General features: G+C 63.7%; 22 protein-coding genes. 13 read left to right on the plus strand and 9 right to left on the minus strand.

What is annotated here, in order from left to right; genetic code table 11:
• Window positions 1-336: 336 nt before the first annotated feature.
• From flgF to I6F35_RS35385, 7 genes are all read left to right on the plus strand, one after another.
• On the plus strand, window positions 337-1,101 hold the full coding sequence (gene flgF / locus I6F35_RS35355) for a flagellar basal-body rod protein FlgF (RefSeq protein WP_225122259.1): 765 nt from the start codon (window positions 337-339) through the stop codon (window positions 1,099-1,101).
• 69 nt (window positions 1,102-1,170) lie between these two features.
• Window positions 1,171-1,959: a flagellar basal-body rod protein FlgG gene (flgG, locus tag I6F35_RS35360; protein ID WP_225122260.1), complete on the plus strand. Its 789-nt coding sequence runs from the start codon at window positions 1,171-1,173 to the stop codon at window positions 1,957-1,959.
• Between the two features lie 12 nt (window positions 1,960-1,971).
• A complete protein-coding gene (gene flgA, locus I6F35_RS35365) occupies window positions 1,972-3,060 on the plus strand; it encodes a flagellar basal body P-ring formation chaperone FlgA (protein WP_225122261.1) in 1,089 nt (362 codons plus the stop codon).
• A gap of 5 nt (window positions 3,061-3,065) precedes the next feature.
• The gene (gene flgH / locus I6F35_RS35370) at window positions 3,066-3,818 is read left to right on the plus strand and encodes a flagellar basal body L-ring protein FlgH (RefSeq protein WP_225122262.1); all 753 of its coding nucleotides are present in this window, start codon (window positions 3,066-3,068) and stop codon (window positions 3,816-3,818) included.
• A 465-nt stretch (window positions 3,819-4,283) separates the two neighbouring features.
• A complete protein-coding gene (locus I6F35_RS35375; RefSeq protein ID WP_225122263.1) occupies window positions 4,284-5,822 on the plus strand; it encodes a hypothetical protein in 1,539 nt (512 codons plus the stop codon).
• A gap of 181 nt (window positions 5,823-6,003) precedes the next feature.
• On the plus strand, window positions 6,004-6,219 hold the full coding sequence (locus tag I6F35_RS35380) for a hypothetical protein (RefSeq protein WP_225122264.1): 216 nt from the start codon (window positions 6,004-6,006) through the stop codon (window positions 6,217-6,219).
• Window positions 6,220-6,407: 188 nt separating this feature from the next.
• On the plus strand, window positions 6,408-6,839 hold the full coding sequence (locus I6F35_RS35385) for a hypothetical protein (RefSeq protein ID WP_225122265.1): 432 nt from the start codon (window positions 6,408-6,410) through the stop codon (window positions 6,837-6,839).
• Between the two features lies 1 nt (window position 6,840).
• Here I6F35_RS35385 and I6F35_RS35390 read toward each other — a convergent pair whose 3' ends face one another.
• From I6F35_RS35390 to I6F35_RS35400, 3 genes are all read right to left on the minus strand, one after another.
• Entirely contained in the window at window positions 6,841-7,107 is a 267-nt protein-coding gene (locus tag I6F35_RS35390) for a hypothetical protein (protein ID WP_225122266.1), read from the minus strand.
• 674 nt (window positions 7,108-7,781) lie between these two features.
• A complete protein-coding gene (locus I6F35_RS35395; protein WP_225122267.1) occupies window positions 7,782-8,567 on the minus strand; it encodes a fumarylacetoacetate hydrolase family protein in 786 nt (261 codons plus the stop codon).
• A 78-nt stretch (window positions 8,568-8,645) separates the two neighbouring features.
• On the minus strand, window positions 8,646-9,674 hold the full coding sequence (locus I6F35_RS35400; protein WP_225122268.1) for an aldehyde reductase: 1,029 nt from the start codon (window positions 9,672-9,674) through the stop codon (window positions 8,646-8,648).
• 119 nt (window positions 9,675-9,793) lie between these two features.
• Here I6F35_RS35400 and I6F35_RS35405 point away from each other — a divergent pair, with 119 nt between their 5' ends.
• Window positions 9,794-10,201 carry a helix-turn-helix domain-containing protein gene (locus tag I6F35_RS35405; protein ID WP_225122269.1) on the plus strand — a complete coding sequence of 136 codons (408 nt, stop codon included), beginning with the start codon at window positions 9,794-9,796 and terminating at the stop codon, window positions 10,199-10,201.
• A gap of 164 nt (window positions 10,202-10,365) precedes the next feature.
• On the opposite strand, the gene dksA is transcribed toward I6F35_RS35405, so the two are convergent.
• Window positions 10,366-10,731 carry an RNA polymerase-binding protein DksA gene (gene dksA, locus I6F35_RS35410; RefSeq protein WP_196237262.1) on the minus strand — a complete coding sequence of 122 codons (366 nt, stop codon included), beginning with the start codon at window positions 10,729-10,731 and terminating at the stop codon, window positions 10,366-10,368.
• A 317-nt stretch (window positions 10,732-11,048) separates the two neighbouring features.
• Entirely contained in the window at window positions 11,049-11,465 is a 417-nt protein-coding gene (locus I6F35_RS35415) for a flagellar assembly protein FliX (RefSeq protein WP_225122270.1), read from the minus strand.
• Between the two features lie 268 nt (window positions 11,466-11,733).
• On the opposite strand from I6F35_RS35415, the gene I6F35_RS35420 reads away from it, so the two are divergent.
• From I6F35_RS35420 to I6F35_RS35435, 4 genes are all read left to right on the plus strand, one after another.
• A complete protein-coding gene (locus I6F35_RS35420) occupies window positions 11,734-12,858 on the plus strand; it encodes a flagellar basal body P-ring protein FlgI (RefSeq protein WP_225122271.1) in 1,125 nt (374 codons plus the stop codon).
• Window positions 12,858-13,208, plus strand: a complete 351-nt coding sequence (gene flgJ, locus I6F35_RS35425) for a flagellar assembly peptidoglycan hydrolase FlgJ (protein WP_225122272.1) — start codon at window positions 12,858-12,860, stop codon at window positions 13,206-13,208. The genes I6F35_RS35420 and flgJ overlap by 1 nt, the downstream gene beginning before the upstream one ends.
• A 21-nt stretch (window positions 13,209-13,229) precedes the next feature.
• The gene (locus I6F35_RS35430) at window positions 13,230-13,727 is read left to right on the plus strand and encodes a hypothetical protein (RefSeq protein WP_225122273.1); all 498 of its coding nucleotides are present in this window, start codon (window positions 13,230-13,232) and stop codon (window positions 13,725-13,727) included.
• Window positions 13,728-13,935: 208 nt separating this feature from the next.
• Window positions 13,936-14,301 carry a flagellar protein FlaG gene (locus I6F35_RS35435; RefSeq protein WP_225122274.1) on the plus strand — a complete coding sequence of 122 codons (366 nt, stop codon included), beginning with the start codon at window positions 13,936-13,938 and terminating at the stop codon, window positions 14,299-14,301.
• A gap of 2 nt (window positions 14,302-14,303) precedes the next feature.
• Here the strand turns inward: I6F35_RS35435 and I6F35_RS35440 are convergent, their stop codons facing one another.
• The 3 genes from I6F35_RS35440 to I6F35_RS35450 form a co-directional block, all read right to left on the minus strand.
• A complete protein-coding gene (locus I6F35_RS35440) occupies window positions 14,304-14,669 on the minus strand; it encodes a hypothetical protein (RefSeq protein ID WP_225122275.1) in 366 nt (121 codons plus the stop codon).
• A gap of 19 nt (window positions 14,670-14,688) precedes the next feature.
• The gene (flaF, locus tag I6F35_RS35445) at window positions 14,689-15,054 is read right to left on the minus strand and encodes a flagellar biosynthesis regulator FlaF (RefSeq protein WP_225122276.1); all 366 of its coding nucleotides are present in this window, start codon (window positions 15,052-15,054) and stop codon (window positions 14,689-14,691) included.
• 212 nt (window positions 15,055-15,266) lie between these two features.
• Window positions 15,267-17,726 carry a flagellin gene (locus I6F35_RS35450; RefSeq protein ID WP_225122277.1) on the minus strand — a complete coding sequence of 820 codons (2,460 nt, stop codon included), beginning with the start codon at window positions 17,724-17,726 and terminating at the stop codon, window positions 15,267-15,269.
• 366 nt (window positions 17,727-18,092) lie between these two features.
• On the opposite strand from I6F35_RS35450, the gene flbT reads away from it, so the two are divergent.
• Window positions 18,093-18,524: a flagellar biosynthesis repressor FlbT gene (flbT, locus tag I6F35_RS35455; protein WP_225122278.1), complete on the plus strand. Its 432-nt coding sequence runs from the start codon at window positions 18,093-18,095 to the stop codon at window positions 18,522-18,524.
• Window positions 18,525-18,589: 65 nt separating this feature from the next.
• Here flbT and msrB read toward each other — a convergent pair whose 3' ends face one another.
• A complete protein-coding gene (gene msrB / locus I6F35_RS35460) occupies window positions 18,590-19,090 on the minus strand; it encodes a peptide-methionine (R)-S-oxide reductase MsrB (RefSeq protein ID WP_225122279.1) in 501 nt (166 codons plus the stop codon).
• Between the last annotated feature and the right edge of the window lie 29 nt (window positions 19,091-19,119).

A 19,119-nucleotide genomic window follows, 5' to 3' on the forward strand; every position in this document is an offset into this window, starting at 1 on the left:
GCCCTTTGAGACGCAATACCGATGCCGCCAGCGCACGCGCGCTCTGTAACGGTGCAACGCTAGGGTAAGAATGGTTAACGGTTTGTTTCGATTGCCCCTCAACTAGGAAAAAACTGCCGGGCAAACATGGTCAACAAGACCTTTCTGCCGCCCTCTCCGCCCCCGGCTGACCGTCTAACCCTCTCAAAAATCATCGCTTTCAGACTTGGCACGGCTTTCGCTGAAGACAGTGCGAGCCGGCGGGTTTGGGAGAGCCCAAGGGTTCACGAGGTCCGGGGGTGTGAGGTTTGGGAGAACCTCTTTCCGCGGGCCGTCCACGAAAGGGGAGAACCGCCGATGCAGAATACGCTTCTGGTCGGACTATCGCGGCAGGTTGTGCTGGAACGGCAGATGGATGTCGTCGCCAACAACATCGCGAACATCACGACGAACGGCTACAAGGCCGACCGCTCGCTGTTCCAGGAATTCCTGAGGTCCGGCGCGCATGAGGACAATTTTGCCCCCTCCGACCGCCGTGTCTCCTTCGTCCATGACCGCGCCACCTTCCACGATTTCTCGCAAGGGCCGACGCAGGAGACCAAGAACCCGCTCGACATCGCGATCGATGGCAGTGGCTTCCTCGTGGTGCAGACGCCCGAAGGCGAGCGCTACACGCGCGACGGCAATCTGACGGTCAACAATCAGGGCCAGCTCGTCACCCAGTCCGGCTATCCCGTGCTCGGCAATGCCGGCCCGATCGTGTTCCAGCAGACCGACAAGGACATCAACATCGCCACGGACGGCTACGTCAGCGTGCTCGAAGGCACTGGCCGCATCGACTCGATCCGCGGCAAGCTGCGCGTGGTCAATTTCGCGCAGCCGCAGCAGCTCCTGAAGGAAGGCAACAACCTCTATTCCGCCGGCGAAGGCAACCCCGCCGCGCCCGACACCACGTCGCGGCTGCGCCAGGGCTTCATCGAGAAGTCCAACGTCAATTCCGTCACCGAGATGGGCCGCATGATCGAGATCACGCGGACCTACACCCAGATCTCCGCACTGCTGCAGCAGCAGGGCGATTTGCACAAATCGGCGATCGACAAGCTCGCCGACGTTCCGGCCTAGAGCATGATCAGGAAAAGTGGAAACCGGTTTTCCGAAGAGATCATGCTCAAGACGACAGGAGACTGAAACATGCGCGCTCTTTACACCGCAGCGACCGGCATGGCGGCACAGGAACTCAACGTTCAGGTGATCTCCAACAACATCGCGAACCTGCGTACCACCGGCTACAAGAAGCAGCGCGCCGCGTTCCAGGACCTGATCTACGACCATGTGCGCCGCGTCGGCTCGCAGGCCTCCGACCAGGGCACGATCCTGCCGGTCGGCATCGATCTCGGCGGCGGCGTCAAGACTGTCGGCACGCCGCGCCTGATGAGCCAGGGCACGCTGTCGCCGACCGGCAACGATCTCGACATCGCAATCCGCGGCGAAGGCTTCTTCAAGATCCAGATGCCCGACGGCACCTTCACCTATACCCGCGACGGCTCGTTCATGATGGATCAGCAGGGGCGCGTCGTTAACGCGCAGGGCAACCCGGTGCAGCCGACCATCACCATCCCGCAGAACTCCTCGCAGATCACGATCAACGCGCAGGGCCAGCTGACGGTGATGCTGCCGGGCTCGACCACGCCGACCCTGGTCGGCCAGATCGGGCTGACGCGCTTCATCAACAAGGCCGGCCTGCAGCCGATCGGCGACAACCTGTTCGTCGACACGCCAGCCTCGGGCACGCCGCAGGACGGGATCGCCAACACCGATGGCTTCGGCGACATGCAGCAGTCCAATCTCGAACAGGCCAATGTCGAGGTGGTCTCGGAAATCTCCGACCTGATCGCGGCCCAGCGCGCCTATGAGATGAATGCCAAGGTGATCAGCGCCGCCGACCAGATGCTGCAATCCACCTCCAACCTGTTCCGCTGAGGGAGAGTGATCATGTTCGCCCGCTCCCCTCTCCTCGCCGCGCTGCTCTTTGCCGCTTCCATCACCAATGCGGTCGCGCAGAGCCGCAGCGACGCCGTCGCGCGGGACCGCAGCGATGTCATTGCCCCGCCGACGCTGCGCGCCAACGTCACGGTGACCAGCGACATCGTCCGCATCGGCGACCTCGTCGACAACGCCGGCAGCTTTGGCGCCACGCCGATCTACCGCGCGCCCGACCTCGGCACCACAGGCGCACTGCCGGTCGCGCAGGTGCTCGCCGCGCTGCGCACCCATCAGGTGATCGGCGTCGACACCCGCGACCTCAAGGAGATTTCGGTGACGCGCGCCGTCCGCGCGATCGAGCGGCAGGAGATCGAGCAAGCGGTGGCCCGCACGCTGGAGCGCCGCAACGGCCTTGGCGAGGCCGCCAATCTCAATATCAGCTTCGACCGCGACGTCGGCGATGTCAGGCTGGAAGCCACCAATTCCGGCAACCTGCAGCCGGTCGCCCTCCGCTACGACGCGCGCAATAACCGCTTCGATGTTACTTTCGAGATCGCGAACGAGACCGGCGCCGCGCCGGCGAGGCTCCGCTTCACCGGCATTGCGGTCGAGACCATCGAAGCCGCCGTGCTGGCGCGCAATGTCGAGCGCGGCGAAGTGCTGAAGCATTCGGACGTGGTGGTCGAGCGCCGGGCGAAAAGCGAGGTCGGCACCGACCTCGCCCTCCGTGACACTGCCGTCGGCATGCAGGCCCGCCGCCAGCTCCGCACCGGACAGGCGCTTAAGACCGCCGATCTCGTCAGGCCCGACCTCGTCACCCGCGACCAGAGCGTGACGCTGATCTATCAGGCCGCCGGGCTTTATCTCACCATCCGCGGCAAGGCGCTCGACGGCGGCACCGAGGGCGACGTCGTCAGCGTGATGAACCTGCAGTCGAAGCGCGTCGTCTCCGGCACCGTCACCGGCCGCGGCCAGGTCACGATCACCGCGCCGCGCGCAGCGCCTGCCCCTGAACCTACCGCCTCGCTCGCGCCCGCCGGGCAAGCAAACCCCGTCGCCGTCGCCAACGTCAGTTCAGTCGCCTCGAAAGCCGAGTAATTGTGATGTCCGCTTACCGTATCAACCGCTTCGTCCTCACCGGCGCCCTGCTCACGCTCGGCATCTTCGCCAGCGGCTGCTCCTCGATCGACCGCCTTTCGCAGATCGGCGAACAGCCGAAGCTGACCGCGATCGAAAATCCGACCACGCAGCCCGGCTACAAGCCGGTGCAGATGCCGATGCCGAAACCGGAAGTGGCCTCCTACAGCCCGAACTCGCTGTGGCGCAACGGCTCCAGAGCCTTCTTCAAGGACCAGCGCGCCGCGCGCGTCGGCGACCTGCTCACGGTCACGGTCAATTTCACCGACAAGGCCAACATCGCCAACGAGACCCAGCGCAGCCGCACCGCCAAGGAAGATTCGGAGATCAGCGACTTCCTCGGCTCGCAAACGGTTACGCAGCCGCTGAAGGTCCTGCCGGGCAAAATCCTCACTACGGACTCGACCTCCTCCAGCGACGGCAAGGGCTCGGTGAACCGGCAGGAAGCGTTGCAGACCAACGTCGCCGCCGTCGTCACGCAGGTGCTGCCGAATGGCAACCTCGTGGTCGAAGGCAAGCAGGAGATCCGCGTCAACTTCGAGATCCGCGAACTGATCGTGGCGGGCATCGTCCGGCCCGAGGACATCCAGAGTGACAACACCATCGATTCAAGCAAGATCGCCCAGGCCCGCATCGCCTATGGCGGCCGCGGCCAGATCACCGACGTCCAGCAGCCCCGCTACGGCCAGCAGGTGATGGACGTGCTGCTGCCGTTCTGACGTCTTCTTCCCTCCCCTTACTTCAAGGGCAGGGTCAGGGAGGGATCAAGCCCCGGCGCGCGCCTCTCCTTTCACGAGCTCCCACACTTCACTTGCGAACCTAGGCGCAATGAAGTGTACCAACGCGGCCCTCGCTAGCTCCCCTGGCGAGGGCCGCGGCTTTTTGGCGCCCACGTCGCTTCACCTCTCGCGCTTGCTTGCGGGAGAAGGAGAACCTGCACCTCACTTTCGGCAACCTCGCCGCGGAGCGGCCTTGAGAGTCACCTCTCCCGCTTGCGGGAGAGGTCGGCGCGCAAGCGTCGGGTGAGGGCCCTCTCCCCACGAAGAGTCCCGTCGTGGAGACACCCTCACCCCGCCCTCTCCCGCAAGCGGGAGAGGGCGCGCAGTTTCCATCGCGGATGCAAGCCCACCTCTTCTCATCGCTTTGGTGTAGAATTATCGTATGCCAAGCAAAATGAGCGTTCGGTGCAACGCGTCTTGATCGGCCTCGCAATCGCCATCCTGTGCGGGCCGTCCACATCAGCGGCTGACCCAAGCATCGCGCTTGCGCCCGCGACCATGGCGCGCGTTGGTTCGGTCGACGAGCGTTTTCAATCCTACAATATCGAGATGGTCGAGGTGACCGGTGGACACTTCTGGCGTCCCTACGCCGATCGGCGCAAACCTTCGTCGAAAGCCGATCGCGTCCCCAGCAGCAGGGATCCCGCGATGTACGCCTACCGGAAGCCGATCGATCTCGCCAATCCGCGCCTGCGCAAGCTCGCCGCGGCGTTGGGGCCGGCCTATCTGCGTGTGAGCGGCACCTGGGCCAACACTACCTACTTCGATGACATCAACGACAGCGCGCGTGCGCTACCGCCCGGCTTCAGCGGCGCGCTGACACGCAGCCAGTGGAGGGGCGTCATCGACTTCGCGCGCGAGGTGGACGCGAGGCTCGTCACCTCCTTTGCCACAGGCGTCGGAGCCCGCGGCGCCGGCGGCATCTGGACGGCGACGCAGGCGGAGAAGCTGATCGCGGCGACGCGTTCGCTCGGCGGCAACATCGCGGCGGCCGAATTCATGAACGAGCCTGACCTCGCCATCGGCGGCGCGCCGGCCGGCTATGATGCGGCGCGCTTCGGACGCGACATCGCGGTGTTCGAGCCATTCCTCAGGCGCGCGTCGCCGGATACGATCCTGCTTGGCCCGGGCACCGTGAGCGCAGGCGGATCGGGCGACGCGCTCGGCAGCGAGAAACTGCTGACGGCAGCAGGCCCCGTGTTCGACGCGATCTCCTTCCACTACTACGGCGCGCTCTCGCCACGTTGCAGCAAGACGGTGCCTTCGGCTGCGGCGCGCGACAGCAAGGCGCTATCGCAAGACTGGTTATCGGGGATCGAGCGCGCGGCGTCCTTTTACGCAGGCTTGCGTGACCGGTTCGCACCCGGCAAGCCGCTGTGGATCACGGAAACAGCGGATGCTGCATGCGGCGGCAATCCCTGGAGCTCAACCTTCCTCGACAGCTTTCGTTATATCGACACGCTCGGGCGCATGGCGAAGCGTCAGGTGCAAGTCGTCATGCACAACACGCTTGCCGCCAGCGATTACGGTCTACTGGAAGAGAAAGACTTCACGCCGCGGCCGAGCTATTGGGCGGCATTGCTTTGGCGAAAACTGATGGGCACGATCGTGCTCGACGCCGGCTCCGCGGCGACGCCGGGACTATATCTCTATGCACATTGCCTGCGCGGCAAGGCGGGCGGCGTCGCATTGCTTGCCATCAATACTGATCGGGTGGCGCCGCGGTCGCTCGCGTTCTCTGCAATGGCAAGACGCTATAGCCTGACCGCGGCCAAGCTCACCGACACCCGCGTGCGCCTGAATGGTCGCGAACTGAAGCTCGCTGCGAATGATGAATTGCCTGTGCTGCAAGGCCAACCAGTCGCAGCATCACGCTTCGACCTCGCGCCGGCCAGCATCACATTCCTCGCGATCGCGGATGCCGCCAATCCGGCCTGCAAATAGCGCTGGGAACGCCGGGCTCCTCTGCATCGGAAGCATACCCCGGAAAACTACGTACACTGTGCCAGACAGAGCTGGAGCCAGATCACGTTTCGAAGAGATGTGATCATGCAAGTCCAATCGCTGGCATGAACCCTGCATAACCCAATCCAACCGGGTAATCCCCAATCAACCGAAGGTCAAAATGCTTGTTACGCTCGTCGCTATTCTCTGCAATGGCCCGCTTTGTCTTGAGAAAGTCGTCACCAACAGTGAGCAATCCGGCATCACCATGGCGGCCTGCAGCGTGAATGCGCAAATCGGCATCGCCGACTGGCTCAGCAAGGGGCCGTATCACGAGTGGAAGCTGAAGAGCTACAAATGCGTCATGGGCAAATATACGCCCAGGAACGAAGCGTAAGAGCGTGACGCGCGGAGCGCGCCACTCCTCCGACGAGGAGGAGGGGTCCACGTCTGTGTGAGGCATGATCACGATTCTATGCGCACCTTTCACTCCGCATTAACCCTTGCGTCCTAGCTCGCTGGAAGTCGGCGGCATCGCGCTTTAGGTAGTGCGCAACGCAGATTCTCTCGTTACGGGTGTGTTCGATGATCAAGGATGGCGAATATGCCGTTTGGTTTCGGACGCCGCACGGCGAAGGCACCGGGATCGTCTATCTTGCAAATGGCAAGATATCGGGCCGCGACTGCATGTTCACCTATAGCGGCACTTACGAGGTCGACGAAGAGCGGTTCACCGCGACGCTGACGACCAAGCGCTATGCCGAAGGTCCGACCACCGTGTTCGGTGTCGACGAGGTCGAGGCAAGGCTGACCGGGGTCTTCAAGGGCGAGACCGCGGTTTGCTCCGGCACCGCGCCTCAGGCGCCGGGCGTTCATTTCGAAGCCAACCTGTTTCCCAGCGCCGAGCCGTCGCCGGAGCGCAGCGCCAGGCGTGCCACCACGCAGCCCGGCGTGACCAGGCTGCCGCAAGGCCAGACCGACCGCCATCGCCCCGCCAAGCCGTTCGCGGTTGGATAAGTCAACCTGCCCTGCCATTCATCTCGTGATGGCTGAGATGACGCTGGTGGCGTGCATGCCGTTCGATGAAGGCGTGTCGTGCCGGCGGCCAATCGTTGCGCCAGTTGCCGTCGGTGTAAGGATTACCCGGCCCGATATTCTGGCAATTGGCGTCGGGATAGAACTGTGCGCAGTAGCCGGGATCTTCGATCACGGCCTGCGCCGATGCCGGACTGGCGAAAGTCACCGCGGCGACGACGCCGGCGGCGACGATCAATGCATATTTCATCTTGGTCTCCTGGACTTTGCTGAATGCCATGCAATGCAGATGGTGAGCGGCGGCGACGGCGCCAATCGTGGATCGCGCCGCCTTTTTCGACTGTGATAGTCCGCGACTTGCAACGATCACCGCAGTGACACCGAATGATGCGATTCATTCACGAGCGCGGGAAAATATCGCCGGGCAGAACTTGCCCATTCACCGTCGAATGTGTTGAGCCGCGCGCCTCTCGCGCCGCGAGATCGCGAACTCACATCCCTACTCCACCGTCATGCCCCGCGCAGGCGGGGCGTCCAGCAACCTGCGGCGTCTGAGCGTAAGCACCACCGCCTCTGGAATACTGGATCGTCCGCCGGAGCCTGTCATCGGGCGGCGCTTTGCGCCGACCCGGTGGCGCACGATGACCGTGGAGAAGCTGTTTGAAATTTGAATCAGAACTCGCCGCCCTCATTGCGAGGAGCGAAACGACGAAGCAATCCATGTCTCCACAAGCGGAGAAATGGATTGCTTCGCTCCGCTCGCAATGACGCCTTCGTCCTGGCGGAAGCGAGGACGACAATCGTAGGATGGGGTAGAGCGAAGCGAAACCCATCCTACAAGACCGCGGTTTGACATTCGAAGCAGATGCCCTCGTCGTCTCGGGCGACGACCACGAGAGAGAAGCGCACTCGAATTACATCGCATCACGCGAACGTGGCCTTTACCTTGCCCAATCCGGTGAGCTCCATCACGACGCTGTCGCCGGCGTTGAGCCATATCGTCTTCACGAGACTGCCCGTCAGCACGACCTGTCCGGCGTGCAGGCCCTTGCCTTCGGCGGCGAGATGGTTGGCGAGCCAGGCCAGCGCGTGATGGGGATGGCCGAGCACGTCGGCGCCGGTGCCGCTCGCCACCTCCTCGCCATTGATGAGCGCGCGGCCCTTGACGTCGAGCAGATCGGGCGCGGTGATGCGCGGCACTGCGCTGCCGAGCACGCAGCCGGCGGCGAAGAAGTCATCCGCGATCAGCGTCGGCGCGCCCATCGCCTCCCATTTCGCATAGCGGTCGTCGACAATCTCGATCGCGGGTTGATACTCCGCGATCGCCTCCGCTACCCATTCGGCGGTGAATGGCGCCTCGCCGGGCGCAAGGTCGCGCGCCAGCTTCACCGCGATTTCGCATTCGACGCCGACGCGGACATAATCGGCCATCTTGAGCTCGGCGCCGCTCTCATACACGCCCTTCTCGAACACGCCGCCGGCGCAAGGATGGTGGATCCCGAGATACTCCTGCATCACCGCGCTGGTGCAGCCGATCTTGTAGCCGACGAGCGCGCCGAGCTTCGGCAGCAACAGGTCATGGACCGCGCGCTGGACCTCATAGCCCTCATCCTCATCGGCCGGGACGAGATCCACCGGCAGCGCCGCCAGCGGCGCACGGTTGCGCCGAGCGGTGGCGATGGCCTTTGCGGCCGCTGCGGTCCTGTCCATGGCCACCTCCCGGATTGCGTTGTCGAGATGGCAATTCAGCACCACGGCGCGTGCTTGACAAGCGCGTCACATACGCGCTCACGCCTTGACAAGGCCGAGCCTGATCAGGCTTTCGGCGGTCGCAAGGATCGCGTCGGCATCGCGGCGCGGTGTCCAGGCGAGCTTTTCGCGAGCCTTTGCGCTGGTGGAGCGGCGGACCTTGCCGAGCATCGGCACGGCATAGCGCAGCATGGGAACGCCGGTTGCGGCCAGACGCACCACCCAGTCCGGAGCCTGGAAGCGCGGCACCCGCCGCGCGGCGGAACCGAGTTCGCGCCGCAGCAGGTTGGCGATGTCGAGCATCGACATCGGCTCTCCGGCGACCGCGATGAAGCGCTCGCCGCGCGCCGCGGGCGAGGTCATCGCGCGCAGATGCAGGTCCGCCACGTCGCGCACATCGACCACGGCGAAATAGATCCGCGGCACCGCCGGCATCGCGCCGTTGAGCAGCATCCTGATGATGTCGATCGAGCCGGAGAAATCCGGCCCCAAGGCCGGCCCGAACACGCCGGCCGGATTGACGACGGACAGCTCCAGCCCGCCGCCCTCTTTCGCGATGAAGTCCCAGGCCGCGCGCTCGGCGAGCGTCTTCGATTTGACGTAGGCGAACACGTCGTCGCCATCGAGGTTGGTCCAGCTCGTCTCGTCGAACGGCTGCGCCTGTGGCGGATGGCCATAGCCGATCGCCCCCATCGACGACGTGATGACGACGCGCTTGACGCCGGCCTCGCGCGCGGCCCGCAGCACGCGCAACGTTCCGTCGCGCGCGGGAATGATCATCTCGTTCTCGTCCCTGGGCACACTGCTGCTGAGCGGAGATGCGACATGCAGCACGTAATCGCAACCCGCCACCGCCTCGCGCCAGCCGGCATCCTGCGTGAGATCGGCGGTGAAGAAGGATACACTCTCGGGCGACGGCGCCTTGCCCTGGTGCAGCATCGCGAGCACATCCTTGCTGCGCTCCGGCTGGCGCACCGTGGCGTGCACCTTGTGGCCTGCGATCAGCAACTGCAGGATAGTGTGCACCCCGATGAAGCCCGATCCACCCGTAACCAAAACGGTGCTCATCCGATAAAGCCTTTCCCGGTCCTTCGGCCTCGGCGCGGAAATTCGCTGCGCCGGCCTGCAATATCCGCATCTGGGCTACTATCTGCAGCGGGACAAGTAGGATGAAGTTCGAGACCGGTATGGAAAACAATACTATGTCGCCTTGCGATTCCGCCGAATGCGCAGGCTGTGCACCCGATCCGGCACTGCTCGACGGTTTCAAGCACGCCATTCACGCGCTCGGCGGCAAATGGAAACTCGAAATTCTTTTGGCGCTGATGAACGGAGCGATACGCTTCGGCGCCCTCCGCCGCTCCCTCGACGGCATCACCCAGCACATGTTGACCGCGCAACTGCGCGAGCTCGAACGCGACGGCCTGGTTCTTCGCACCGTGCTTGCCGAAAAGCCGCTGCGGGTGGAATACGAATTGACGGACGCCGCTTACGGCCTGTCGCCGGCGTTCCGGGAGTTGCTGGTCTGGTCGAAGACCTACGGCTCGCGCAGCTATACGGCGCGCGAAGCGACACTCGGCGCCGAACTCGCCTGAATGTCGCTTGGTGGCTTCACGATGGAACGCCGCAAACGGCGGCGGCCGGGATCATCGACCGGGCAAGAAGACCGAAGCGGCATTGAGAATGGATTTCATCATGACGGGCGCGACACGACCTCCGCCGGATGGGCGGTTTCAATGGCACCGCCGCGAGCCCAGCCCTACTCGTCGCGATAGACCTTTTCGCGCTTCTCGTGGCGCTCCTGGGCCTCGACCGAGAGCGTTGCGATCGGACGAGCCTCGAGGCGCTTGAGGGAGATCGGCTCGCCGGTCTCCTCACAATAGCCGTAGGTGTTGTCCTCGATGCGCTGCAGTGCGGCATCGATCTTGGAGATCAGCTTGCGCTGGCGGTCGCGGGCGCGCAGCTCGATCGCACGGTCGGTCTCGGAGGAGGCACGGTCGGCAAGGTCGGGGTGGTTGACGTTCTCTTCCTGCAAGGTCTGCAGCGTGAGCTTCGATTCGCGGAGGATCTCATCCTTCCAGGCCAGCAGCTTGGCGCGGAAATAGTCGCGCTGACGCTCGTTCATGAAAGGCTCTTTTTCAGAAGGCCGGTAGTTCTTCAGCTTTTCCAAAGGCAGTCCATGTCCCTGTCAGGCGGACGAAAATGGGTCATCCGCGCGGCGCCTTATATAGCTACCTCATGTGACAGACAATATCGGCAGAACCGCTCGGAGGAGCCATTTCCGCCCCCTTACACAGGCAAGTTGGCCCCACTCCGCCGGGCCAGCGCGTCCGGCGCGCACAGCCTTGGGAATGAAGGGCCCGGATCAGCCCTTTTTGCCGGGCGGACGGGATTAAATCCGCGCCGACCCGACCAAGCGAATCGCTTCCGAGGCGATCGACCTCAGGCCTGGCCGGCCTTGGCCAATTCGACTTCGACACGAAGCTCGATCTCGGACAGGACCGCATCGAGGCCGGGATCGCCGGACGAGGATTTCAAGCTGGCGGCGGCATCGCGCAGCCGCGCCACGGTCGTCGCTTCCAGATTTCCGGCCAGGAGGCCGATCTTGAGTTCGTCGAGCACGTCGAGCGCGCCGCGGCCCCGCGCGACCGAGCGCTTCCGCCGTTCCACGAGGTCCTCCTCGACCCCCTGCAGCGCGAGCAGCGCGTCGATATTGCCGGCAGCCTTCGGCGCGGCGCCGGAGCGGACCTCGCCCGCCTCCGTCGAGGGTTCCGGCAGCGAGAAGCTGCTCGAGCCGGCCCGCCGCGTGCCGTTCGCGGGCGTTCCAAGCGTGGTGCCGTTCGGTCCTGAGATGCGCATCGTCGATGATCCCGCGGGCGTGCTGGGCGGAACCTTCGTCCCCTCATGGTTAATGGTCCGTAAACGACCCGGCAAAATCTGCCGCCAACCGGCAGTTTCGACGCCGGCGGCAAATCGCGGGCAAATGGAGATCACACAATTTCAATAAAGATATCAATGTCTTGATGTACCGGCCAGGCATGGCACGGCGCTCGCATGATGAATGCGCGGACCGCCGCTATGGGAGTGGCGTGCCGGTCCGGTGGAAGACCTCGAGGGGAGCACAGGGATGCCCGGCATCCGTTTGGCACAATATTTCGCAGCCGCCTGCGCCGCATGGCTCGTGCTTGCGCTGGCCGCTTTGCCGGCCGGCGCGACGTCGCGGATCAAGGACCTCGCCAATATCGAAGGCGTGCGGCAAAACCAGTTGATCGGCTACGGCCTCGTGGTCGGCCTCAACGGCACCGGCGATACGCTCAACAACATCCCCTTCACCAAGCAATCGCTGCAGGCGATGCTGGAACGGATGGGCGTCAACATCCGCGGCGCCACCATCCGCACCGGCAACGTCGCCGCCGTGATGGTCACCGGCAATCTGCCGGCCTTCGGCACCCAGGGTACACGGATGGACGTCACCGTCTCCGCGCTCGGCGACGCCAAGGACCTGCGCGGCGGCACCCTGCTCGTCACCCCCCTGCTCGGCGCCGATGGCAACGTCTATGCCGTCGCACAGGGCACGCTCGCGATCTCCGGGTTCCAGGCCGAAGGCGAAGCCGCCAAGATCGTGCGCGGCGTGCCGACCGTTGGCCGCATCGCCAACGGCGCGATCATCGAGCGCGAGATCGAGTTCACGCTCAACCGCCTGCCCAATGTCCGCCTTGCGCTGCGCAACGCCGACTTCACCACCGCCAAGCGCATCGCGGCGGCGGTGAACGATTTCCTCGGCGTCAAGACTGCCGAACCGATCGATCCCTCGACCGTGCAGCTCAACATCCCCTCCGAGTTCAAGGGCAACGTCGTCGCCTTCCTGACCGAGATCGAGCAATTGCAGGTCGATCCGGACCTTGCCGCCAAGATCGTGATCGATGAGCGCTCCGGCATCATCGTGATGGGCCGCGATGTCCGCGTCGCCACCGTGGCAGTCGCGCAAGGCAATCTCACGGTATCGATCTCCGAGACCCCGCAAGTGAGCCAGCCCAATCCGCTGTCGCTGGGACGAACGGTCGTCACGCCGCGTTCGAATGTACAGGTTACCGAAGATGGCAAGAAATTCGCTGTCGTGAAGGACGGCGTGTCGCTGCAGCAACTCGTCGATGGATTGAACGGGCTCGGGATCGGCCCGCGTGACCTGATCAGCATCCTGCAGGCGATCAAGGCCGCCGGCGCGATCCAGGCCGACATCGAGGTGATGTGATGCAGAGCGGATTCGTCGACGCCGTCACCAATCCCTATCGCGCACCGCGCAACAACGGTCGCAACGATCCGCAACTGGCGGAAGCGTTGACGAAGGTGTCGCCGGAGCTGCAGGCGAAGGCCCGCGCGAAGGCGCAGGATTTCGAGGCGCTGTTCCTCAATTCGATGTTTTCGCAGATGACCAGCGGCATCAAGGGCGAAGGTCCATTTGGCGATACACCCGGCACCGGTATGTGGCGCTCGATGCTGACGGAAGAATATTCGAAATCGTTCGCGAAATCCGGCGGCGTCGGCATTTCCAACGAAGTGTTCCGCACGCTGATCCTGCAGCAGGCAGGCGGCGCCAGCTAATCTCGAGGGGATCAGGACAAGATGAACCAGCGTCTTCAATCACGGCCGGCGCCAGCGCAAGCCGTCAAGCCGTCAGCTTCGACACCTGCCGAAATCCGCAAACTCGCGGAAGAGCTGATGGACGTGATGAGCGCACTGCTCGGCATCACCGAGCGCGAGACCGAGCTGGTTCGTGCCGGCAAGATACGCGAGGCGATGATGCTGGAAGCGCAGAAATCGGAATTGTCGCGCCGCTACATGGTTGCGGTCGAGAGGGTGAAGGCCGCGCAGAAGCAGCTGACACAGGCGGCACCCGATCTGTTGAACACGCTGCGCCGCCATCACGACACCTTCCGCGCGATGCTGCAGGTCAACCTCACCGTCCTTGCCACCGCGCATGCGGTCTCCGAGGGCATCGTGCGCGGCGTCAACAGCGAGATGCAGCGCCGCAATATGCCGAATACCTATACTGCCGCCGGCCGGCGCGCCGCGCCGGGACCGCGTCAGATCACGCCGCTCGCGGTCAGCCGGTCGCTCTAACGAAAGCGAAGTGGGCGCCGGTTCGCGTGAAGAAAAACGCGTCCAGGCAAGAACAGGCGATTTCGCTAAAATTGTCGTGCTGCTGTAAGCGGAGCGTTCAGCGCGTTCCCTAACAACCTATTGAGAGGTGCCGCCTATAGTTGCGGTTTAAGGAGGGTTGGGATTTGACTCGAAGCATTAGCTAGTGCGCAGGCACTAGGAGGCTGTAATGAGTACAGATTTCAGCATCAAGCCGGTCGGGGTACCGGTTGCAGCGCCGATCACCGCTCCCGTCAGCGAGGCGGCGCAGAATGCTGTCCCAACTGATCTGCCGCCGAGCCGGAGCGTCACCGCTGCCGACGCGGGCACGCGTGCCAGCATCAATTCCAACGTCGTCAACGCTTCAGTTTCCAATCAAGTCATTATCGATCGCGACGCCGCTTCCGTCGTCTATCAGGTCGTCGACAACCGCACGAGCCAGGTGGTGAGGCAGTTTCCCGAAGAAGCGGTGCTGCGCCGCCGCGCCTATTTCCGCACGCTCGATCTGACCAAGGAAGCGCCGACGCGTCTCGGCGCCACCGACCGCAGGGCCTGATCTCAACCCTGACGCTGGGCGTAGGCTTGGTCGAGATAGGTCGCCCCGGTCGCGGCATCGGTGACCACATTCTTGATCAGCGCCGTGCCGATCGCGGTCAGCGTAAACTTGGTATCGCCGATCCGGAACGCCTGATCCTTGATCAGGACCTCCTGATACTTGCTGGTACCCTCGCTCTCGTAGTGCACCTTGGCGCGGAAGCCCGTGACGTTCGTGACCTGGATCTTGAACGACTTGTTGTTGGCGTATTTGCCGGTCCAGTTGCCCTCGTAGAGTTCGGGATCAACAGGCACGTATGGCGTCTTGGAGGGAACGTTCAGCCCGACGGCCTTGTAGTTGGCCGCCAGGATGCTCATCATATCGGCCATTCCAGCCGCTCCACCCTGCCTAGCCGCGGCCAGCGAGGCCGGCGGCGATGTTGCAGTTGATGTCGATCAGCGACTTCAGCTTCGCCGGATCCGGGTTGATCTGCATCTCGACAGTCTGCTTCATCACGAACACACCGATATTGGTGATGTTCTGGCGCACTTCGAGCGGCTGAGGATTGTCATTGGCCTGAGCTGCGCTCATGAAGATCGACCACAGGCGGCGATTGAACAGCAGGGCGTTCTGCATCGCCTTGTCGGGCCCATTCCAGTTCGTCTGGACTTCCTGAAGCTGTCGTGCAGCCTTTAACAGCGCCTGCGCTTCGATTTCACGGGGCGACGCCGTGGTGGTTGACGTACGTGCGTAGGCCTGAGCTGCATTCGACATTCACGAACCTCGGTGGGGAGCGGTCTGCAGGACCGCGGGACCTCGAAAATTGCCCAACTTTCATACAGACCGTGCCTTTAAATATGGTTAGCAGCGGTTACCAAATGTGTCTGTTTTCCGGCGAAAGCCCGGCCGCCACGGCTTAACCAAAAACGAAGGCGGCGGGGTTTCCCCCGCCGCCTTGCGCCATTGTTGATTTGGTGAGGCTGCGCTCAGCGGAGCAGCTGGAGCACGCTCTGATTGCTCTGGTTGGCGAGCGCCAGCGCGGACACCGCGATCGACTGGCGGGTCGATAGCGCCTGGCTGTTGGCCGCTTCCTCGTTGGTGTCGGCCAGCGTCAGGTTCGACGAGCCGGTCTGCAGCACGTTGATCAGGTTCTTGGAGAAGTCCTGACGGATCTGCACGATCGACAGGTTCGAACCGAACGCCGACGCCTGGGCGCGCAGCGTGCTGCTGGCGTTATTGAGGCCGCTCACCACTTTCTGCACGGAATCGTTGTCCTTGAAGTCACCGGTCGCCAGCGCCGCAAGGCCAAGGCCCGCTGAGTTGAAGTTGACGCCGGAGATCGACAGCGTCGACTTGCCGGTTTCGTTGAAGGTCAGCCGCAGCGTGTCACCGGTGAGCAGGTTGACGCCGTTGAACGAAGCATCCTGGGCCGTGGTCGTGATCTGGTTCAGGATGTTATTGTACTGGGTGACCAGCGCGTCGCGGGCGGCGCTGGCGTTCGGATCGACCACCGGATCGCTCGGGGTCTTGCCGAAGAACAACTGGCCCGAAAGTGCCGCGGTGCCGCTGATCAAGCCGATCGTGGCGGAAGCCGCGTCGTTCGAGGTGGTGATCGTCAGCGTGCCATCCTGCGCCAGCGTGGCCTGGAGATTGTTCGACGACAGCGCCGCGTTGAGGTCGTTCAGCGAGGTGACGTGGCCCGGGCCGGTACCGCCGAAGGTGATGCTGGTCGCGATGCCGCCGCCGGTGGAGGCGATCGACAGCGTCTGACCGTTCAGCGGAGACGGACCGGTGCCGCGAGCCTGGCTGACGCCGGTGCCGAGGCCGAGTGCGGCGAGCGCATCGGCGTTCGAGCTCGTGATCGTCAGGTCGCTGGCAGCGCCGGTGTGCAGCACGATGTGACCGCCGGTGACGGTCGACGGTGTGGAGCCGGTGCCGGTGTTGCCGGACAACGTGTCGATCTTGCTCAGCAAGGTCGTGATGTTGTCGGTGACGTTGATGTGGTTGTCGTCGGCGGCACCCGTGGCCACGAAGGTCAGGAGCTGACCGTTGACCGTGATGGTGTCGCCGGCCGAGAAGGCGTCCGTCAACGCATCGCTGGTCGCGGTCGAAGCGCCTGAAAGCAGAGTCGCGCCGGTGATCGCTGGCGTGGCAATGGGCGTGCGGGTCACGCTCGTGACGCTGCTCAGGCCGAGCTTGCTCAACGTGCCGGCTAGAGAGCCTGCGAGGCTGAGGTCGTTGGTGGTGCCGGTATCGATATTGATCTCGCCGTCGGCATCGATCGTCGCGGTGACGCCGGGCGCGGCCTGATTGATCGCACTCAGGATGCTTCCGATCGTCCCGTCGGTGAGGCCGATCGAGTAGTTGTTGGCCGCCATCGACCCGGTCACGCCGGTGCCGGCGTGGAACTGGATCGTCTTGCCGTTGATCTGCAGGTAGTCTGACGTGGTGAGAGCGGAGCTCAGGGCATCGGAACCCGAGGACGGCGCGGCTCCGATCAACGTCGTTGCATTGGCCGTCGCTGCAACGATCGCGCCGCCATTGCGGTTGGTGGTGGAGATGCCGAGCGCGGTCGCCGCCGCACCGGCGGTGATGGTGACGTCGGTCGCCGTGCCGGTCGCAATCGTGATATTGCCGTTCACGTCGACGCCGGCGGTCACGCCCGTGCCGGCCGCCCTCTCGATCGCGTCCAGAATGTCGCCGAACGTCGAGGTGGTGGCGGTGTTGAGGCCGATCGTGGTGTTGTTGCCGGTCGTCGTGGTCGACGTGTCGGTGGCGCTGAAGGTGATGGTGTTATTGTTGATCGTCAGCGTCTGACCGGAGAGCGCAGCCAGCGTGGTGGAATTGAGGTGGGTGGTAGCACCGGAATCGAGCGAGGTGGCCGGAGAGACCGGCGCTGGCGTTCCTGCATTGTCCAGCAGCGCAGCCGTGCCGGTGGAGGTGTTGCTGGTATAGGCGTTCTGGTGAGACGCGCCGATCGCGGTGCCCTGAGCGGTCGAAGCGGTGTAGGTGACCGTCTGGTTGTTGACTTGATTGGTGCCGGTGAACGACGCGTCGATCGCCGCGCCGGTGCCGAGCAGATTCGAGGCGGTGGCGCCGTTGATCTTGACGCTCACGCTGGACTTGGCGGAGTAGCCGACCGTCGACTGCAGAGCCTGGGTCGCGACCGACTTGGCGCTATCGACCAGCTTCTGCAGCGAGGTGATACCGGTGTTGGCCGCCTGCAGCACCTGCACGCCGTTGCCGATGCCATCGAGCAGGTTGTTGATGTCGCTCGCGCGGTTGTCGAGCGCGGCGGCGGTGAAGAAGTTGGTCGGGTTATCGAGGGCCGAGTTGACCTTCTTTCCGGTGGAAAGACGGCTTTGGGTGGTGGCGAGCAGATCTGCGGTCGACTGCAGCGAGAGGAGGTTCTGGCGAACCGATGCCGAAAGCACAATGCCGGACATTTTTCATACCTTTCTGGTGTGAAACAGGAACACGTCGCTTCCAATCGTTTTTGATCGGATGACCGGCGCACCTTGGAACCAAGTCTCTAAGAAAAAATGAATCCTCTTGGTCGCATTTCACGCCGGCCTAACAGCGCAAAACTGCTACGAGGCGGCGCAGATGCTCCGGAATACTACTGAGTCGGCTGTTCCTTCGGACGGGACGGCACCCCGAGCAGCGCCGGCGTTTACCAACCGTTAACCACGATCGGAAAGGATTGCGGCGCGATCGGCCGGCATCGGTCTTAACGGCGGATGCGAGCCAGACATGATTCGATTTCGTCGCAACGACGCATCGCGCGGGAATGGCGGCAAAGGAGAACGGGAATGGCATTGAAGGTCGAACTGAAGCCGAACGAGCGGATCATCATCGGCTCCTGTGTGGTCACCAACACCGATCAACGCGCCCGCCTCCTGATCGACGGCGACAAGATTCCGATCCTGCGCGAGAAGGACATCCTGACGCCGGAGACGGCCGACACCCCGGCCAAGCTGGTCTATCTCGCGGTGCAGCTTATGTATCTCTCGCCGGATCCGATGGCGCACCATCCGACCTATTTCAGCCTGGTGCGCGACATCATCACGGCCATGCCCAGCGGCTGGCCGTTCATCGAAGGCATCAACAACCATATCCTCAACGGCGACCTCTATCACGCGCTGAAGGAATCGAAGAAGCTGATCGCCCACGAAGAGGCGGTGCTGCAAAGCGCAAGGAAGCTTGATGCCCCCGCGCAGGAGGACGAGCGCAAGTCGGCGTAAGTCAATCGCGCGATCAAGAAAAAAGGCCTCCGCAAGGGAGGCCTTTTTTGTTCGATCTCGCGTGATCAGGTCGCCGACGGGGCTGCCGGGTGAAAGACGAGCGCAAAACCATCCATGCAGTAGCGCAGACCGGTCGGCTTCGGACCGTCGTCGAAGACGTGGCCGAGATGGCCGCCGCAGCGCCGGCAATGCACCTCCGTGCGCACCATGCCGAAGGTGCGGTCTTCGGTGGTGCCGACGGCGTTTTCGAGCGGCTGATAGAAGCTCGGCCAGCCGGTACCGCTTTCGAACTTGGTGTCGGAGGAGAACAGCGGCAGGTCACAGCCGGCGCAGGCGAAGATGCCCTTGCGGTGTTCCTTCAACAGCGGACTGGACCAGGGCCGCTCCGTGCCCTGCTTGCGCAGGATTTCATATTGCTGCGGCGTGAGCTGCGCGCGCCACTCGGCGTCGGTCTTCTCGATCTCGAATTTCCCGGCGGCCTGCGCCGGTGAGCCGCGCAGCCAGCGGAAGGCAGTCAGGCCAAACAGGCCGGCGACGGAAGCGAGCAGGAAACGGCGGTCAATCATGATGGTCTCCGTAGAGGCGGATGACGATT

Origin of the sequence: Bradyrhizobium sp. BRP22 (genome assembly GCF_020194175.1) — a bacterium.
In the GTDB taxonomy this organism is placed as follows: Bacteria; Pseudomonadota; Alphaproteobacteria; order Rhizobiales; family Xanthobacteraceae; genus Bradyrhizobium.

Excerpts from the sequence above, each read along its gene's own strand:
- flgF (WP_225122259.1), top strand. The coding sequence starts at position 337 with ATGCAGAATACGCTTCTGGTCGGACTATCGCGGCAGGTTGTGCTGGAA.
- flgG (WP_225122260.1), top strand. The coding sequence starts at position 1,171 with ATGCGCGCTCTTTACACCGCAGCGACCGGCATGGCGGCACAGGAACTC.
- flgA (WP_225122261.1), top strand. The coding sequence starts at position 1,972 with ATGTTCGCCCGCTCCCCTCTCCTCGCCGCGCTGCTCTTTGCCGCTTCC.
- flgH (WP_225122262.1), top strand. The coding sequence starts at position 3,066 with ATGTCCGCTTACCGTATCAACCGCTTCGTCCTCACCGGCGCCCTGCTC.
- I6F35_RS35380 (WP_225122264.1), top strand. The coding sequence starts at position 6,004 with ATGCTTGTTACGCTCGTCGCTATTCTCTGCAATGGCCCGCTTTGTCTT.
- I6F35_RS35385 (WP_225122265.1), top strand. The coding sequence starts at position 6,408 with ATGATCAAGGATGGCGAATATGCCGTTTGGTTTCGGACGCCGCACGGC.
- I6F35_RS35390 (WP_225122266.1), bottom strand. The coding sequence starts at position 7,107 with ATGAAATATGCATTGATCGTCGCCGCCGGCGTCGTCGCCGCGGTGACT.
- I6F35_RS35395 (WP_225122267.1), bottom strand. The coding sequence starts at position 8,567 with ATGGACAGGACCGCAGCGGCCGCAAAGGCCATCGCCACCGCTCGGCGC.
- I6F35_RS35400 (WP_225122268.1), bottom strand. The coding sequence starts at position 9,674 with ATGAGCACCGTTTTGGTTACGGGTGGATCGGGCTTCATCGGGGTGCAC.
- I6F35_RS35405 (WP_225122269.1), top strand. The coding sequence starts at position 9,794 with ATGGAAAACAATACTATGTCGCCTTGCGATTCCGCCGAATGCGCAGGC.
- dksA (WP_196237262.1), bottom strand. The coding sequence starts at position 10,731 with ATGAACGAGCGTCAGCGCGACTATTTCCGCGCCAAGCTGCTGGCCTGG.
- I6F35_RS35415 (WP_225122270.1), bottom strand. The coding sequence starts at position 11,465 with ATGCGCATCTCAGGACCGAACGGCACCACGCTTGGAACGCCCGCGAAC.
- I6F35_RS35420 (WP_225122271.1), top strand. The coding sequence starts at position 11,734 with ATGCCCGGCATCCGTTTGGCACAATATTTCGCAGCCGCCTGCGCCGCA.
- flgJ (WP_225122272.1), top strand. The coding sequence starts at position 12,858 with ATGCAGAGCGGATTCGTCGACGCCGTCACCAATCCCTATCGCGCACCG.
- I6F35_RS35430 (WP_225122273.1), top strand. The coding sequence starts at position 13,230 with ATGAACCAGCGTCTTCAATCACGGCCGGCGCCAGCGCAAGCCGTCAAG.
- I6F35_RS35435 (WP_225122274.1), top strand. The coding sequence starts at position 13,936 with ATGAGTACAGATTTCAGCATCAAGCCGGTCGGGGTACCGGTTGCAGCG.
- I6F35_RS35440 (WP_225122275.1), bottom strand. The coding sequence starts at position 14,669 with ATGGCCGATATGATGAGCATCCTGGCGGCCAACTACAAGGCCGTCGGG.
- flaF (WP_225122276.1), bottom strand. The coding sequence starts at position 15,054 with ATGTCGAATGCAGCTCAGGCCTACGCACGTACGTCAACCACCACGGCG.
- I6F35_RS35450 (WP_225122277.1), bottom strand. The coding sequence starts at position 17,726 with ATGTCCGGCATTGTGCTTTCGGCATCGGTTCGCCAGAACCTCCTCTCG.
- flbT (WP_225122278.1), top strand. The coding sequence starts at position 18,093 with ATGGCATTGAAGGTCGAACTGAAGCCGAACGAGCGGATCATCATCGGC.
- msrB (WP_225122279.1), bottom strand. The coding sequence starts at position 19,090 with ATGATTGACCGCCGTTTCCTGCTCGCTTCCGTCGCCGGCCTGTTTGGC.